General features: G+C 41.5%; 12 protein-coding genes. 9 read left to right on the top strand and 3 right to left on the bottom strand.

The genetic code is table 11. From position 1 onward, the window contains the following. Positions 1-31: 31 nt before the first annotated feature. Together M1E86_RS19150 and rraA are read left to right on the top strand one after the other, a co-directional pair. The gene (locus tag M1E86_RS19150) at positions 32-955 is read left to right on the top strand and encodes a 1,4-dihydroxy-2-naphthoate polyprenyltransferase (protein WP_125893486.1); all 924 of its coding nucleotides are present in this window, start codon (positions 32-34) and stop codon (positions 953-955) included. Positions 956-1,074: 119 nt separating this feature from the next. Beyond that, positions 1,075-1,599 (top strand): ribonuclease E activity regulator RraA, encoded by a 525-nt coding sequence (rraA, locus tag M1E86_RS19155; RefSeq protein ID WP_213914546.1) that lies wholly within the window; start codon positions 1,075-1,077, stop codon positions 1,597-1,599. A gap of 829 nt (positions 1,600-2,428) precedes the next feature. On the opposite strand, the gene zapB is transcribed toward rraA, so the two are convergent. Further along, on the bottom strand, positions 2,429-2,668 hold the full coding sequence (gene zapB / locus M1E86_RS19160) for a cell division protein ZapB (protein ID WP_004265299.1): 240 nt from the start codon (positions 2,666-2,668) through the stop codon (positions 2,429-2,431). A 305-nt stretch (positions 2,669-2,973) separates the two neighbouring features. On the opposite strand from zapB, the gene M1E86_RS19165 reads away from it, so the two are divergent. From M1E86_RS19165 to M1E86_RS19175, 3 genes are all read left to right on the top strand, one after another. Further along, the gene (locus tag M1E86_RS19165; RefSeq protein ID WP_213914629.1) at positions 2,974-3,834 is read left to right on the top strand and encodes an MIP/aquaporin family protein; all 861 of its coding nucleotides are present in this window, start codon (positions 2,974-2,976) and stop codon (positions 3,832-3,834) included. A 3-nt stretch (positions 3,835-3,837) separates the two neighbouring features. Beyond that, positions 3,838-5,364 carry a glycerol kinase GlpK gene (glpK, locus tag M1E86_RS19170; protein WP_140172857.1) on the top strand — a complete coding sequence of 509 codons (1,527 nt, stop codon included), beginning with the start codon at positions 3,838-3,840 and terminating at the stop codon, positions 5,362-5,364. Between the two features lie 222 nt (positions 5,365-5,586). Next, positions 5,587-9,360 carry a hypothetical protein gene (locus tag M1E86_RS19175; RefSeq protein WP_213914630.1) on the top strand — a complete coding sequence of 1,258 codons (3,774 nt, stop codon included), beginning with the start codon at positions 5,587-5,589 and terminating at the stop codon, positions 9,358-9,360. A gap of 43 nt (positions 9,361-9,403) precedes the next feature. On the opposite strand, the gene emrD is transcribed toward M1E86_RS19175, so the two are convergent. Next, positions 9,404-10,588: a multidrug efflux MFS transporter EmrD gene (gene emrD / locus M1E86_RS19180; RefSeq protein WP_125893496.1), complete on the bottom strand. Its 1,185-nt coding sequence runs from the start codon at positions 10,586-10,588 to the stop codon at positions 9,404-9,406. 477 nt (positions 10,589-11,065) lie between these two features. On the opposite strand from emrD, the gene fpr reads away from it, so the two are divergent. Next, positions 11,066-11,812: a ferredoxin--NADP(+) reductase gene (fpr, locus tag M1E86_RS19185; RefSeq protein WP_125893498.1), complete on the top strand. Its 747-nt coding sequence runs from the start codon at positions 11,066-11,068 to the stop codon at positions 11,810-11,812. A gap of 58 nt (positions 11,813-11,870) precedes the next feature. Here the strand turns inward: fpr and M1E86_RS19190 are convergent, their stop codons facing one another. Continuing rightward, positions 11,871-12,290: a DUF805 domain-containing protein gene (locus M1E86_RS19190; RefSeq protein WP_125893500.1), complete on the bottom strand. Its 420-nt coding sequence runs from the start codon at positions 12,288-12,290 to the stop codon at positions 11,871-11,873. Between the two features lie 35 nt (positions 12,291-12,325). On the opposite strand from M1E86_RS19190, the gene M1E86_RS19195 reads away from it, so the two are divergent. The 3 genes from M1E86_RS19195 to M1E86_RS19205 all read left to right on the top strand — a co-directional run bounded on the left by M1E86_RS19195 (position 12,326) and on the right by M1E86_RS19205 (position 15,290). Continuing rightward, positions 12,326-12,955: a DUF1454 family protein gene (locus tag M1E86_RS19195; protein WP_185746934.1), complete on the top strand. Its 630-nt coding sequence runs from the start codon at positions 12,326-12,328 to the stop codon at positions 12,953-12,955. A gap of 178 nt (positions 12,956-13,133) precedes the next feature. Further along, positions 13,134-13,904: a triose-phosphate isomerase gene (gene tpiA, locus M1E86_RS19200; RefSeq protein ID WP_125893502.1), complete on the top strand. Its 771-nt coding sequence runs from the start codon at positions 13,134-13,136 to the stop codon at positions 13,902-13,904. Between the two features lie 441 nt (positions 13,905-14,345). Then, positions 14,346-15,290, top strand: a complete 945-nt coding sequence (locus M1E86_RS19205) for an OmpG family monomeric porin (RefSeq protein ID WP_125893504.1) — start codon at positions 14,346-14,348, stop codon at positions 15,288-15,290. Positions 15,291-15,934 lie beyond the last annotated feature (644 nt).

Below are 15,934 nucleotides of genomic sequence, written 5' to 3' on the forward strand. Positions count from 1 at the left end.
TCTCTAAAGAGTTTGAATTATAGGTAACTGCATGCAGTCGACATCCACAACAATAAGTCGTAAACAAGCTTGGATTGAAAGTCTCCGCCCTAAAACCCTACCATTAGGGGTGATTGCGATTGTGACAGGCTCTGCACTCGCTTATTTAACGAATAATTTTAAATGGCCCGTCGCTTTATTAGCACTTATCACCGCGGGTTTATTACAGATTTTATCTAACCTTGCGAATGACTATGGTGATGCGGTCAAAGGCTCTGATACAGCTGAACGTATTGGTCCATTACGTGGCATGCAAAAAGGCGTTATCACGCAAGCGGATATGAAAAAAGCGCTGAAGCTCAATATTACGGCTGCCTGTCTTTCCGGCTTACTGTTAATTATTGTCGCCTGTGAAAAACCCGAGGATGCCATTGGTTTTGTCGCATTAGGGCTCATCGCTATTGTTGCGGCCATTACCTATACCGTCGGCAAGAAACCGTATGGCTACCTAGGGTTAGGGGATATCTCTGTCTTAATATTCTTTGGCTGGCTAAGTGTTATTGGGACTTATTATTTACAAGCAAATAGTTTTAATATCATCACTGTCCTACCTGCAACGGCGTGTGGGTTGCTCTCTGTCGCGGTATTGAATATCAATAATATGCGCGATATCGAAAACGATATTAAAGCAGGTAAAAATACCCTAGCAGTGCGCTTAGGCCCCCAAGGGGCTCGCGTTTATCACGCCATTATTATTATTGCGGCTATTTTATGTTTGGCCTTTTTTAATCTAATTTATTTACACGGCTGGAGCGGTTGGCTATTTTTACTTGCCGTACCAATGCTGATGAACCATTTACGTCGTGTTCTGAGTGACCCAACGCCAGAAGGTATGCGTCCTTTACTGGAAAATATGGTAAAAGCAGCACTCGTGACCAACGTTTTATTCTCTATTGGCGTTGTAATGAGCAAATAATAATCACTATTTGTCGTTTTTTTGACTTTTTCCGCCTATTTTTAGGCGGGTAACTTTGCCAAGTACCGTTCAAAAGGGATATACTGGTTACCTCTTGCAGCAAAAAAGACCTAACTCCTATGAAATATGATACTTCCGAACTCTGCGATATTTACCAAGAAAGCGTTAACGTGGTAGAACCCCTTTTCTCCAACTTTGGTGGACGTACTTCATTTGGCGGTCAAATCATTACAGTTAAGTGTTTTGAAGATAACGGCCTAGTGTATGATTTGCTGGAAGAGGATGGCACAGGGCGTATCCTACTCGTTGATGGCGGCGGCTCTGTCCGTAAGGCACTCATTGACGCTGAAATTGCAAGGCTAGCCGTTGATAACCACTGGGAAGGTATTGTGGTTTATGGTGCAGTCCGTCAGGTAGATGCGCTGATGGAACTTGATCTCGGTATTCAGGCTATCGCTGCGATGCCTGCAGGTTGCCCTGATGAAGGTATCGGTGAAAGTGATATCCGCGTTAATTTCGGCGGCGTCACTTTCTTCTCAGGCGATTACCTTTATGCCGATAACACTGGCATTGTCCTTTCTGAAGAGCCATTAATCCCGTCTGAGAACGACGATTTTATCGAAGATGACAATATCGACGCATAATCCGTTAAAAATTCTACAAATAAGGGCTGCAAATTATTGCAGCCCTTATTTTTATACTCTAGAACATGAGGTGTGATGAAAGTTTCTCTAAATAATTCGTGTTGTAGGTAGGCGGCAAAGTCGATAAGACCCTAGGAGCATACATAAGTATGTGACTAGGGCGAAGAGACGAAGCCAACCCCCCTACAATGTGAGGCATAACAAACATTTCTCTAAATAATTCGTGTTGTAGGTAGGCGGCAAAGTCGATAAGACCCTAGGAGCATACATAAGTATGTGACTAGGGCGAAGAGACGAAGCCAACACCCTACAATGTGAGGCATAACAAACATTTCTCTAAATAATTCGTGTTGTAGGTAGGCGGCAAAGTCGATAAAACCCTGGGAGCATACATAAGTATGTGACTAGGGCGAAGAGACGAAGCCAACACCCTACAATGTGAGGCATAACAAACATTTCTCTAAATAATTCGTGTTGTAGGTAGGCGGCAAAGTCGATAAGACCCTAGGAGCATACATAAGTATGTGACTAGGGCGAAGAGACGAAGCCAACACCCTACAATGTGAGGCATAACAAACATTTCTCTAAATAATTCGTGTTGTAGGTAGGCGGCAAAGTCGATAAGACCCTAAGAGCATACATAAGTATGTGACTAGGGCGAAGAGACGAAGCCAACACCCTACAATGTGAGGCATAACAAACATTTCTCTAAATAATTCGTGTTGTAGGTAGGCGGCAAAGTCGATAAGACCCTAGGAGCATACATAAGTATGTGACTAGGGCGAAGAGACGAAGCCAACACCCCTACAACGCGAAGTATGACGAGAAATTACACTTCTTCCATCTTACCGAGCAAAGTCCGCAGACGCTCTTGCCAAGCTTGCTGCTCTTGTTTTAATTGTTCATTTTCACGCACTAATGAATCCGTACCTGATTTTGCGGTTTCAAGTTCTTGGCTTAACGCACCGTTTTTATCTTTTAGTTCATCGATTTCCATTTGTAACAGTGTGATTGTATCAATCGCTTGTTGTACTTTGGATTCGAGTTTCTCAAATACTTCAAATGACATAATTCTGGTCTCCCTTATCAGCTTTTACACGATTGTAAGTAGCATGATCCTCTGTGTCCAGTTCCTTCCTTCTGAATCGTAATAACCTTCATTAAAAAACACTGATCAGATCACACCGCAAAGGTCGAATCCGTCACTATTTTTGATTGTTTTATTTCGTTTTGGTGATGTAACACACACTTTTCAATTTCGATATTTCTCGTTTATGTTCTTTAACGATAAATTTACAGTTAATGATTTTCGATTAGAAAATCTTAACTTAAAAAAACATTACAATATTTTTCATTTTCGTAGGATAGAAACGTATGAGCCAAATGACGACTACATCACTCACAGGTCAGTGCATCTCAGAGTTTTTAGGGACTGCGCTACTGGTCTTTTTTGGTCTAGGTTGTGTTGCTGCCGTTAGAATCGCGGGTGCACAACTAGGCTTATGGGAAATTAGTATTATCTGGGGCTTCGGCGTTGCTTTAGCCGTTTACCTCACCGCTGGCACCTCGGGTGCCCACCTAAACCCAGCCGTCACTCTCGCATTATGGCTGTTTGCGTGTTTTGATAGACGCAAAGTCGTGCCTTATATCATTGCCCAGATGCTAGGTGGCTTCTTTGCAGCCGCATTAGTCTACTCAATGTATTCCCCAGTATTTTTCGATTACGAGCAAGTCCACCATATTATTAGGGGCTCGCAAGAAAGCTTATTTACTGCAGGTGTTTTCTCAACCTACCCCGCCCCACAAATTAGCGTTCCACATGCATTTTTTATTGAAGTCATTATTGCAGCCATTCTTGTTTGCTTAATACTTGCGTTAACTGATGATGGCAACGGTGTCCCTCGTGGCCCACTCGCGCCACTGTTAATCGGTATTTTGATTGCCGTCATCGGTGGGTCATTTGGCGCACTCACAGGGTTCGCACTCAACCCTGCTCGTGACTTTGGCCCAAAAGTTGTGGCTTATCTCGCAGGTTGGGGGGATATTGCCCTGACTGGTGACCGCGATATTCCGTATTTCCTTGTCCCATTGACAGCACCTATTGTTGGTGGTCTGCTAGGCGCATTCGCCTATCGCAAACTGATTGGTCGCCACTTACCTTGCATGGTATGTGAAGAAGAGACCAAAACAGAAAAATTATCCGTTAAAAACACCAAATCCTCGGAACAGGCTTAAATTATGACAACTGAAACCACTATTGCGAAAAAGTATATTGTTGCACTCGACCAAGGCACAACCAGCTCACGCGCTGTTGTACTCGACCATGATGCAAATATTGTCAGTATTTCACAACGTGAATTCACCCAAGTTTATCCTAAACCAGGTTGGGTGGAACACGACCCAATGGAAATTTGGGCATCGCAAAGCTCAACACTTGTAGAAGTACTCGCTAAAGCGGATATTCGTACCGATGAAGTCGCTGGCATTGGGATCACTAACCAACGTGAAACCACCATCGTATGGGAAAAAGCCACAGGTAAGCCTGTTTATAATGCGATTGTATGGCAATGTCGTCGTACTGCTGATTTTTGTACGCATCTAAAACAAAATGACCGCGATTTAGAAGAGTATATTCGCCAAAATACGGGGCTGGTTGTTGACCCCTATTTCTCCGGTACCAAAGTAAAATGGATTTTAGATAATGTTGAAGGCGCACGTGAACGTGCGGAGAAAGGCGAATTACTGTTTGGGACGGTGGATACTTGGCTCGTTTGGAAAATGACACAAGGGCGTGTTCATGTCACCGACTACACCAATGCCTCTCGAACTATGTTATTCAATATCCGTAACCTTGAGTGGGATGACAAAATTCTCAAAGCGCTCAATATTCCACGTGCAATGCTCCCTGAAGTACGCCCCTCTTCCGAAGTCTACGGGCAAACCAATATTGGGGGGAAAGGTGGGACTCGTATCCCAATTTCAGGGATGGCGGGAGACCAACAAGCCGCGCTATACGGCCAACTGTGTGTAAAACCGGGTATGGCTAAAAATACCTATGGAACAGGTTGCTTCTTACTACTAAATACAGGGGAAACCGCTGTACGCTCAAACCACGGGTTGTTAACGACCATCGCTTGTGGGCCGAGAGGCGAAGTCAATTATGCCCTTGAAGGTGCTGTATTCGTGGGCGGAGCATCTATTCAATGGCTGCGTGATGAACTGAAATTGATTGATGAATCGACAGACTCAGAGTACTTTGCCACTAAAGTGAAAGACAGTAATGGGGTGTATGTTGTTCCCGCCTTTACAGGCTTAGGCGCACCCTATTGGGACCCGTATGCGCGTGGCGCTATTTTTGGCCTAACGCGTGGTGCAAACCGCAACCACATCATTCGTGCAACCTTAGAGTCTATTGCTTATCAAACCCGTGATGTACTTGATGCAATGCAAGCCGACTCAGGTGAACGCTTAAAAGCACTGCGAGTTGATGGGGGCGCTGTCGCCAATAACTTTTTAATGCAATTCCAGTCAGATATTTTAGGTACCCCTGTTGAGCGTCCTGAAGTGCGAGAAAGCACCGCGTTGGGCGCCGCTTACCTTGCAGGTTTAGCCGTTGGTTTCTGGAGTAATCTTGATGAGTTACAGAGCAAGGCGACCATTGAGCGTGTATTCAAACCAGGTATTGAAACGACAGAACGTAATTTCAAATACGAGGGATGGAAAAAAGCCGTAGCACGCGCCCAAGAGTGGGAAGACCGAGGCTAGTCTATTTTTAACCGCCTTTATTTTTAATCCCCCAAGGCCATATAAATTATATGGCCTTTTTTATTTTATCCCTACAAGTATGACTTTCTTCTAATAACTAATTAGTTAATCAATGAAAATGCAGTTATTAAAATAATAATAAATTAGACCGTTTTTTTGAGTTTATTTAGAATAACATTCCAATGAAATTCGAAATTAACCCTCAAAAAATGGATTTTGGTAATGGATAACCTTAAAATATTTGCTGATGAAATACAGCAAGGTAACTTACAACTAGGATGGTATAAAAAAGGGAGAGTGGCAATTATTCGGCAAGATACCACCTTGATAAATGCATTAAAGGATAACCCTGAACAATCAGCTGACGGCGAAAAAGCATTTAAGTTATTCAGTTGGTTAAGTGATAAGCCCCGTTTAGCGGGTGAAAATAAAAAAACCTATATATTAAGTGCGCTCGGCACTAAAGATTTCTCCGGCTTTAGTTTCCATACGAAGCAAAATTTGTTTGTTGAAAGTTTTAATTCACCCCACGAATGGATTGATGGAGAAACCAGAGCACAGGCTCAGCTCGCTGATTTATTACTACCAAGTGGGCAATGGCATCGCCATTATAGTATCGTCGTCTTACCCGAAAATGCCAATGACAAACAAGTCGAGCTCATTCGCCATTGGTTAGAACTCACAGGCGGGAGTTTATTGATAGTCAAAGATAAACACAAAAAACCATCAGCTTCTACTCAACAACTCATTGATGAACTTCGCCCAGTAGAACGCATTGAACTAACCAATAACACCTTAGACAATCATAACTTCCAGCAAGCCATCACCCTACCACCCCATTCAATAAACTCATTGAAGCTAACCGATGAATTACGGAATAACAGCCAATATTTCTCAATATCTATAGAAAATACCAAGTATAACAAGACGTTGTCTTTACATAACATCCCAATTACAGAAACGTCGTCTTGGCAACAGATTGCCCATTCCATCGAAACTGATGTTAATAAAATGATGGCAGTAAATCAGCTTCCTGCAGTTAAAATCCGCTATGAAAAGAATACCTTAAAACTTGTCGGTGAAAATATCATTTTTCGCCAATTCCAATTGAAACAAACAAAACAGGCAATTTCTCGATATAATACGCAAGAAAGCGTTCCTCAAGTTCTACCCATTTTAGTCGCCGAAAACCCAGATGAGCTTCCTGATCAGTTAGTTGTGGGTGCCATAACAGGAAAACTGCCAAACAATTCTTATATTAAGGGTTACAAAATTCTTGAGCAGCCTAAATTTGGCCGACTAACACTAAATAACGCCACCAATGAGTGGCAATATATTGCCGATAACGCAAAATTTGAAACCCACTCAGATCAATTTGATTTTATCGGCATGCTACCTAATGGGCAGCAATCACAGCCACTTTCCATTCAGTTACAAACTGAAAATGCACCGCAACTCCGCATTCCAGGAAAGCGTACCTTTTCTGTTCCAGACCCCATTTACCATGAACCTCAACGACGTTACAACCCCACACCAAGCGATATGAAAGTTCATAATATTCAACTTGCACAGACTCACCTGCAGAATATGACAGATAAACATATGAGCTTAACGGCTAATCGCTGGGCACTATTGAATGTGGAGATCACCAGCGAAACGGCGGCGAAATCGCCTAATATTGAAGCCATCGTCAGTAACAAAGAAAGAAAAATAATAGGTCGAGTGAGACTCACTGGCCCAAATCATTTGCCAAAAACATTAACCGCGTTTCCCCAACAGATGAATGTCTCAGCGCAAAATTGGCATCAGCAACGCTTTACAGCACCAATAAAAGGTGAGTGGATACAACCGGATATCAACATCGTAATCACGGTTAATGGCAAACCCATTGTCACCGAAGAAACCAACCAATATGGTTTGTTCTCCCCAAATGTTACCCTTGATAACCACTTAATTGTTCATGTTGATAGCCACAGTTTATACCAACAAGGGCATGGTATTTATTCATACTCCCCGCTCAGCTGGGGCAAAGAAGCGGCAACAATCTTACCAATCGGGCAACTCACACTGTATAGCGCACCTGCCACAGTGAGTCGCCCTAGCTTAACGCCATATTTTAGCTCTTCCAATAGTAAAGCTATCCCTCTTATTCATCCTCATTATGATAACCCTGAAGAAATTGGTTACCACCCCAGCGCACAAATTTATTGGGCTTACAATAATAGTAAGAAATACCAAACGACTAACAATGCTAATTCTGACTATCAATATACCGCAGTTGAAATTTTGCCTTCGAGTGTTGGCACTGCGCTATTAGGACTAGCATCACCTAACCACGGTGGCGGAGTTCATGAACCTAACGTGATGTTTCATGAAGTTTTTGGTCACGGCCTTGGCTTGCCTCATACCGATATGAAAGATCGCAATAATCAACCAACATACCCTTACAGTTATTATAGTCACGGTAAAAACCCAGCCTATAACCAATCTAGGCAATATTATGTCACTTATCACGATCTCCACAGTCACTTACAACAAGCCATGCCAACCATGCTTTCCAGCTTTGTTCCCTTTCGAAGTGGTGCTTATGATGCCTTTTTGCCTCACGCGGATGCCTATAACCAAAAAATTCACCAATTTTTAAGTGGAAGAGTACGCTGGCAAAATAATAAAACGAAGGGGGAAGATACCGAAGATGGCGGGTTTGCTGGTGACGGTTTTTATCAGCGCTGGGATCAAACCAACAAACAATGGGTTACACTAACCCAACAGAATTACGCTGAGTATTATAAACTAACGCAAATTGAACAATTTCCTCATCAGCGCGATGTCCCGATTTATTGGATACAGCACCAATTTACTAAAATGGCGGATAATTCCCTTCATCCTTATAGCACTATCACCGTTGATCGCACCATAGGAAACCTCCCCGCTGACTACCATAATCTAAAAACGGGCGGTGGCCGCCCATATGATATTTATGGTGACTATGCATTAACTGTCACTTATGCGACTCCAAATGGGTTATTAACCGAGGTATTACAAATTCCACACGCAGTGAGCTTCAATATTGCAGATAAAGGCGAATTGGTTCAGTTCACTGTACATGAATTAAACGACAAAAAAGAGATGGGTTCGTTGCTCTCTCACTATAGCAACCCAGATTCATTAGCGAATCGTCTATTTGCAGAGCATGATGGCCAAACAGTACCTAACCTATTGTTACTCGATAATTATTGGCAGGGTGCCCCTATTTACTGGGCAGCAACAGAAGAAGGCTTAATTGATTTTTCGACAGGTAAAGTCAACACCGACAAAATCACCTCAAGCAGTGCGCTCTACGCGAAATGGGTTGAAAATGGCCGCCTACATCAACAATATTTTTCATTATCTGACCCATTTGGTCAAAAACAGCAAGTTGATACTTCTTTGAATTTTATTGCGCTCAATCACCTTGATACTCACGCATTACAAAACTCACCGATACCGAATCTGCTTTGCTACACCGCTGATCAGCGTTTAATCGCAGACGTAAATTTCGAACAAACCGTTGATATTACTCACTTAAACTTACCAGATGGCCAGTACTCTTTTTGGGTCACGCTAAGGACAAGTGATGCACAGAAACACGTTCAAGAAAATGAGCCAGTTGAAGAGTGGTATTTTTCCGTACAGCAAAATCAGTTAACCATAAAAGGCACAATAGACAGTACCCCTGAACTACAACTGGATGGAATACTCATTCATATCGACCAACACTTGCAGGACAATGCGGCTCCAACATTAGTTTGGCTCCAACAAAACAACCAAAACCCTGTAGGACAATTAGCAGAGAATACAGAATTTCTCGATCACAACCGACCGGTAATATTTAATTCAGGAGTCATTTTGCCAGAGTTAATATCATCAATCCCCGAAGAGGAACCGGTTTCCTTGTATTCATCGGTGCTATCAATTCCGCAACTGAAACCAGCGGATATACTACTCAGCGCGTAATCTAAAGGTCAGTCTGTCTTTTTACAGCCTGACCTTCTTCCCATTAGACAGTCCGTTCTGAATGCGCCATTCGTTTAGCGAGTGGTAACCAGCACAGTAAAATGAGTACCGACATTAAAAACATCAACAACCCAAGGCTAAACTGTCCGTTCTGTGGTAACAACGCAGAAACCCATGTTGCAACGCCTGATCCGACATTTTGCAAGCCACCAACGAGTGCGCCCGCTGCGCCTGCTAAATAAGGGAAAGGCTCCATTGCCCCTGTCGTTGCTAAAGGAAATAACATGCCTGCACCAAAGAAAAACACCGCTGCGGGTACTAATAATGTCCAGGTATTCATAACGCCAAACCAACCTGGCACCCACATCATAAAACCAGCCAATAAACAAACAAGCACTGAATGCCACATCAAATTATAAAACGTTTTTCCCTCTCGTCCCGCATACCAAGCACCAAAAAAAGCGGCAGGAATAGGCAAGATAAATAAAATACTCACGGTGATGCTATTTAGCCCCAATACGCCGCCCATCAATACACCACTACTGGCCTCAAAGACCGCTATCCCAGCTAACGCTCCCACTAACATAGCAAGGTAAGAGAGAAATGAGCCACTCGATAATAATTCCCGATATGATGCGATCATTTTATGTTTTTCAGGTGAAACAGGACGTGTTTCTGGTAACCAACGATACATACTTAATAATACAGAAGCACCTAAGACAAAAAGGAAAATATAACAAGCATGCCACCCCCAGAAATGGGCCAATATTCCGCCAAACATTGGAGCCAATAATGGGCTTACTAATATACCCATATTTAATAAGCTATTTGCATAACGCAACGCGGTACCTTTATATAGGTCACGAGGCATGGTTCTTGCCATCACACCTGCTACACCGGTTCCTAGCCCTTGCAACCCACTAGCCATAGTAAGTACATTTAGCGTTGGCGCCAAAATTGCTATAGTCGTTGAAAATAAGAAAATAGTTAAACCGGTTAAAATAACAGGTCGACGACCTATTCGGTCAGATAGCGGCCCATAAACTAACTGCGAAAAACCATAAGAAAATAAATAAGCCGCCATCACTTGTTGAACAGCACCAGAGGGCTCATTAAAATAAGCGGCAATTTCAGCAATGACAGGGACATAGATCGTTTGTGTCATTTGGCCGACCGCAGCCAATGCAATTAACATTAACAGCAAATTAAAATGTTCCAGCTTTCTCATTTTTCTCTCAAATACATCCAATAATTCAAATACACCCTATTTCAGACACAAAATAACGCTGCATTATTTCATTGTAATAATGCAAAATTATTTAGAGGCTTAATTATCAATATAAAAATACCGCTTTACGCGTTTATGCCATTTTAAATAGACTTTGTGTCATTTTAAATAAATAGCAAATAATGCGCTTTGCTTGAGTGTGACTAAGATAACAAAAGCCACCAACTTTTCGTAGTAGTGCGACATTTTATATTTTTCACCAATGGCAGTAATATTCGCCAGCATTGTCAATATAACTGTACATTGAACTTTAAAACAGACCAATATTAAGAATAAAACACTGGAACACATTATCGATAAGCATAAATAATGAACTGTTTTAGTATTAAATCCTAGTGCACTAGACTTTGGCTCATTTATATCAAAAATGAGTTATTTTTAAGATAGTCGATTTTCAAATATGAAGAGGTGGGATTTATGGCAAATTGGGTAACAGGAACAGTGATTGATACCAAATTTTGGACTGATTCATTATTCAGCCTTGTCATCAAGGCCCCGATTAAACCTTTTATCGCAGGGCAATATGCCAAACTTGGGCTAGAGATCGAGGGAGTACGTGTTCAGCGAGCATACTCTTATGTCAACGCCCCCAGTGATGACCGACTTGAATTTTATTTTGTCATCGTCCCCGGAGGTAAACTTAGCCCAAAACTCGCGCAATTAAAACCGAATGATACATTGCAGATCACGGATGAAGCCACGGGTTTCTTCGTGCTAGACGAAATACCCGAATGTAAAAATTTATGGATGTTATCTACAGGTACCGCAATTGGGCCTTTTTTGTCCATCTTACAGGAGGGTAAAGACCTTGAGCGCTTCGAAAAAATTGTTTTACTTCACGCTGTTCGTTATGAGAAAGATTTAAGTTATTTACCCTTAATGAAAAAGTTGGAACAACAATACCAGGGGAAACTGAAGATTGTCACCGTAGTAAGTCGGGAACAATGTGCGGGTTCATTATATGGCCGGGTTCCAGCTTTAATTGAGGGTCATGAACTCGAAAATACTGTTGGCCTAACGCTTTCGCCTGACACCTGTCACGTCATGTTGTGTGGCAACCCTGAAATGGTCAGAGACACTCGTGATACACTGAAAAATAGCCATGGGATGGTTAAACATTTACGCCGCAAGCCCGGCCATATCTCTAGTGAACAATATTGGTAATGTCATACACTACCCTGAGGCATCTTCAGGGTAGCATTTATGCTATATGGTATTAACGCTATAAATAATCTACCGTTTCTGTTTCTTCACCATAGTGATTAACACCCTCCATTCCCACAAAAGCCCCGCAATCGAGTACCATTATCATAGTAATTAATAATGGTAAGAAACGCCCGATCCCCCATTGCCATACAGGTTCAAACTGGCTGACATCAATTGAAAAAAGCGCAAATGCCAATAAAATTAATGCAAACCATCCCCCCGATTTTCCACGGTCGTGCAAACGCTTCACAAAGATAGCCGCCAAAGGGTAAAGTAGTAAAATAAATAACGAGATAGTAAGTGTTTCAGAGAATAGCAGTGTATTTTGTAACAGGGCGACTATGGTCATTAAAATAAAAATGACCGCAATACCTACCCAAAATGGCCGGCGACCGATACGGCCTTTAAAGGAAAAAGCCCATTGTTGTAATGTCATTACCTATAATCCTGATACAATGTGGAAAACTAAAAATGAGTGGCTCAAAAATGACCCAAACTTTATTTCGCTCTGTATACGCCATCATAACCATTTTTGTGCTTAGTGCGCCACAACTGGCTTTTGCTCAGAAAGTCCCCACTTTGCCAGATACCGATTTCAAAGTCGCTTATTTAGCCCCTGACGCTCCCTCTTTTGCACTGACTATTCCTGAGCTGCGCAATCAATTCAATCATGCCTATAAAGATTTATATCTCCATGAATATAAAGTTATTACGAGTCAGGATATCTCCGCGCCCTATATTCGCGCAGCTTCTCGTATTAACCAACAGATATACTCCTCAGCAGTGCTAGAGCGTGGTAGTGAAAAAATTAAAAGTTTACAGATCACATTGCTACCGTCTGATAACCCACAAGAAAACCAAAAAAACCGGCAATTAATGGAAAGTTATACCATGGCAATGGTCCGTATATTTTCCCCTGACGTTTCGCTGGATAAAGCCCCTGAGCTTACGGAAGCCTTAAATAAATTTATTGCCAATAATAGTACAACTCACGCGGAAGAAACTCGATTAGGTGCGTTGAGATATATTTTAGTAAAAAGTGACAATAATGTGCTTACTTTTGCTGTTGAACCGATTAAGCTAGAACAACAAACACCCTAAACTGACTGTGATCACGCTCTAAGAACAAGCATGATAAAAAGCAAAGCTATTATTATCCATTGTTCTTATAATGCAGAAGGTGAATGGCGACAACATTGTCACGTTGCGCGTATAATATCAACGTGTGATGAATAACTTATTGATTAATCATTCAAACTCTCTGGTTGGAGGAAACAACATGCGACATCCATTGGTAATGGGTAACTGGAAACTAAATGGCAGCACACAGATGGTCAATGACCTCATCGCTGGCTTGCGTAATGAACTCAGCAGCGTTGATGGCTGTGGTGTGGCTATTGCACCACCAGCACTTTATTTGACCCAAGCTAAACATGCGTTAGCAGGCAGCCGTATTGCATTAGGTGCACAAAACGTTGACGTTAACCTATCAGGTGCATTTACAGGTGAAACCTCTGCTGAAATGTTAAAAGATGTTGGCGCCAAATACATCATTATCGGCCACTCAGAGCGTCGTACCTATCACAACGAAAGTGATGAATTTGTCGCTAAGAAATTTGCAGTATTAAAAGAACAAGGCCTGATCCCAGTACTGTGTATTGGTGAAACTGAAGCTGAAAATGAAGCTGGTAAAACCGAAGAAGTCTGTGCTCGCCAAATTGATGCCGTATTAAATTCTTTAGGTGCAGAAGCTTTCGAAGGTGCCGTTATCGCCTATGAGCCAATCTGGGCTATCGGTACAGGTAAATCAGCAACACCTGCACAAGCACAAGCAATCCATAAATTTATTCGTACTCATATTGCGAAAAAAGATGCAGCCATTGCTGAACAAGTGATCATCCAATATGGTGGCTCTGTTAATGCTAGCAATGCAGCTGAGCTATTCACTCAACCAGATATCGATGGTGCTTTAGTGGGTGGAGCTTCTCTGAAAGCTGACGCTTTTGCTGTGATTGTTAAAGCGGCTGCTGAAGCAAAAAAAGCAAAATAAGGTTACTTTAATACCTTGAGATTAACCGCCAATATTGGCGGTTTTTTTGTTTTTATTACCTTTATTATTTATGAAAATTTTATATCAATAACCTTATTCCCATCAAAAATTAACAGGAAACAATTACCACCAAACAATATAATTAGAATCTAATTTTAAAAAAAAACAAATAAAAATTAATTAAGTTCAAAATAAATTAATAAACGAATGATTAAGAATACAGAAAAAAACTATTAATAAAAATATTCACCCATTTGAAATAAAATAAAAACACCATATATAACAATGCATTAATCTTATTTTTAACTTCATCTTATCTATACCATTCATCCTCTATTAAATAATAACGGTAGACAACCTATAAAAGTTAATTCACATTTAATCTCGCTAATCGCTCAGCTAGATAATTAACATTAATAACTTTTACCTTGAAGGATAAATATGAAATATATAGTTGGTTTAATCTATAGCATCATAATTATATTCCCTACAATTTGTTTTTCTGAATTAAACGATGACTCTTGGCGAGTGAATACTAATATTTATTTGGAAATAGAAGAATACCAAGGTCAACGTGATTCATTTAAAAATAGAGTCTACGATAAAATCAGCACGGTTGGGCAATTAAAGCTATACAACCCTAAATCTGACTGGCGCTTTACCCTAGATCATCGTGAATCCTTAAGGAATCATGGCCGCAATTTCTCAACTTCACGAGATTCTTACATTCGTAACCGCACGCAAATTGATGCTATCAAGCAAATTATCAACACCCCAAAATCAGACTTAGAGCTTGGTTTTCGTTACAGAAAAGAGTCAAACGATGTGGAGCCTAACAGCAAAGCACGTTCTTCGAATCGTTTATATGGTTTAACCCCAGCCGGTGAATACCGCTTCAACGATAATTGGTCTTTTAACTTTTGGCTCTCTTATTTTTATTACAGTAATTATTTCAATGACAGCAGCCATGAAGCAGAAACTGAATATGGCGTGACTTATAAATATTCAGATGCATTAAAAGCAAAACTCACTGTTTATATTGATAATCAATGGGATAAACATTTCAGCACCCGCTTTTTACAATCACAAGTTCGCGCTTACTTACCCATTACCATTAAACCCAACTGGAAAATTACACCGTATGTACGCTATTTCTTACAAGAAAATACCTATGACAAAAATAATTATTTAACTCAGGAAATTAAAAATGGCTTCCGCATTGGCTCCCGCGTGGAATACAAAGCTACGCCATCTCTCACTTTATGGAGTGAACTCGCCTATGAGCCTTCAACATGGAAATCGCCTAAAAAGAATGGGATCACGTCAGGGTATGATAATAAGCAAACCCTATATCTCGGTAAAATCGGCGTAAAATATCAGTGGTAATTTTTAGTTTGCAACTAACTTAGTTCACAGGGAAATACCTGAAAATACAATACTCAAAATAGTTCGTGCTGTAGCTAGGCGGCAAGAGCAGCTAATCCCTAGGAGCATACACCAGCATGTGACTAGGGTTAGCGAGCGTCGCCAACAACGCTACAGTACAAAATATGGCAAGGGGGTAATACTCAAAATAGTTCGTGCTGTAGCTAGGCGGCAAGAGCAGCTAATCCCTAGGAGCATACACCAGTATGTGACTAGGGTTAGCGAGCGTCGCCAACAACGCTACAGTACAAAATATGGCAAGGGGGTAATACTCAAAATAGTTCGTGCTGTAGCTAGGCGGCAAGAGCAGCTAATCCCTAGGAGCATACACCAGTATGTGACTAGGGTTAGCGAGCGTCGCCAACAACGCTACAGTACAAAATATGGCAAGGGGATAATACTCAAAATAGTTCGTGCTGTAGCTAGGCGGCAAGAGCAGCTAATCCCTAGGAGCATACACCAGTATGTGACTAGGGTTAGCGAGCGTCGCCAACAACGCTACAGTACAAAATATGGCAAGGGGATAATACTCAAAATAGTTCGTGCTGTAGCTAGGCGGCAAGAGCAGCTAATCCCTAGGAGCATACACCAGTATGTGACTAGGG

This window comes from Providencia sp. PROV200 (genome assembly GCF_049901995.1).
Classification (GTDB): domain Bacteria; phylum Pseudomonadota; class Gammaproteobacteria; order Enterobacterales; family Enterobacteriaceae; genus Providencia; species Providencia rettgeri_E.

What these genes read in the sequence shown, in the direction of transcription:
- M1E86_RS19150 (WP_125893486.1), top strand. Translation starts at nt 32, where the DNA reads ATGCAGTCGACATCCACAACAATAAGTCGTAAACAAGCTTGGATTGAA.
- rraA (WP_213914546.1), top strand. Translation starts at nt 1,075, where the DNA reads ATGAAATATGATACTTCCGAACTCTGCGATATTTACCAAGAAAGCGTT.
- zapB (WP_004265299.1), bottom strand. Translation starts at nt 2,668, where the DNA reads ATGTCATTTGAAGTATTTGAGAAACTCGAATCCAAAGTACAACAAGCG.
- M1E86_RS19165 (WP_213914629.1), top strand. Translation starts at nt 2,974, where the DNA reads ATGAGCCAAATGACGACTACATCACTCACAGGTCAGTGCATCTCAGAG.
- glpK (WP_140172857.1), top strand. Translation starts at nt 3,838, where the DNA reads ATGACAACTGAAACCACTATTGCGAAAAAGTATATTGTTGCACTCGAC.
- M1E86_RS19175 (WP_213914630.1), top strand. Translation starts at nt 5,587, where the DNA reads ATGGATAACCTTAAAATATTTGCTGATGAAATACAGCAAGGTAACTTA.
- emrD (WP_125893496.1), bottom strand. Translation starts at nt 10,588, where the DNA reads ATGAGAAAGCTGGAACATTTTAATTTGCTGTTAATGTTAATTGCATTG.
- fpr (WP_125893498.1), top strand. Translation starts at nt 11,066, where the DNA reads ATGGCAAATTGGGTAACAGGAACAGTGATTGATACCAAATTTTGGACT.
- M1E86_RS19190 (WP_125893500.1), bottom strand. Translation starts at nt 12,290, where the DNA reads ATGACATTACAACAATGGGCTTTTTCCTTTAAAGGCCGTATCGGTCGC.
- M1E86_RS19195 (WP_185746934.1), top strand. Translation starts at nt 12,326, where the DNA reads ATGAGTGGCTCAAAAATGACCCAAACTTTATTTCGCTCTGTATACGCC.
- tpiA (WP_125893502.1), top strand. Translation starts at nt 13,134, where the DNA reads ATGCGACATCCATTGGTAATGGGTAACTGGAAACTAAATGGCAGCACA.
- M1E86_RS19205 (WP_125893504.1), top strand. Translation starts at nt 14,346, where the DNA reads ATGAAATATATAGTTGGTTTAATCTATAGCATCATAATTATATTCCCT.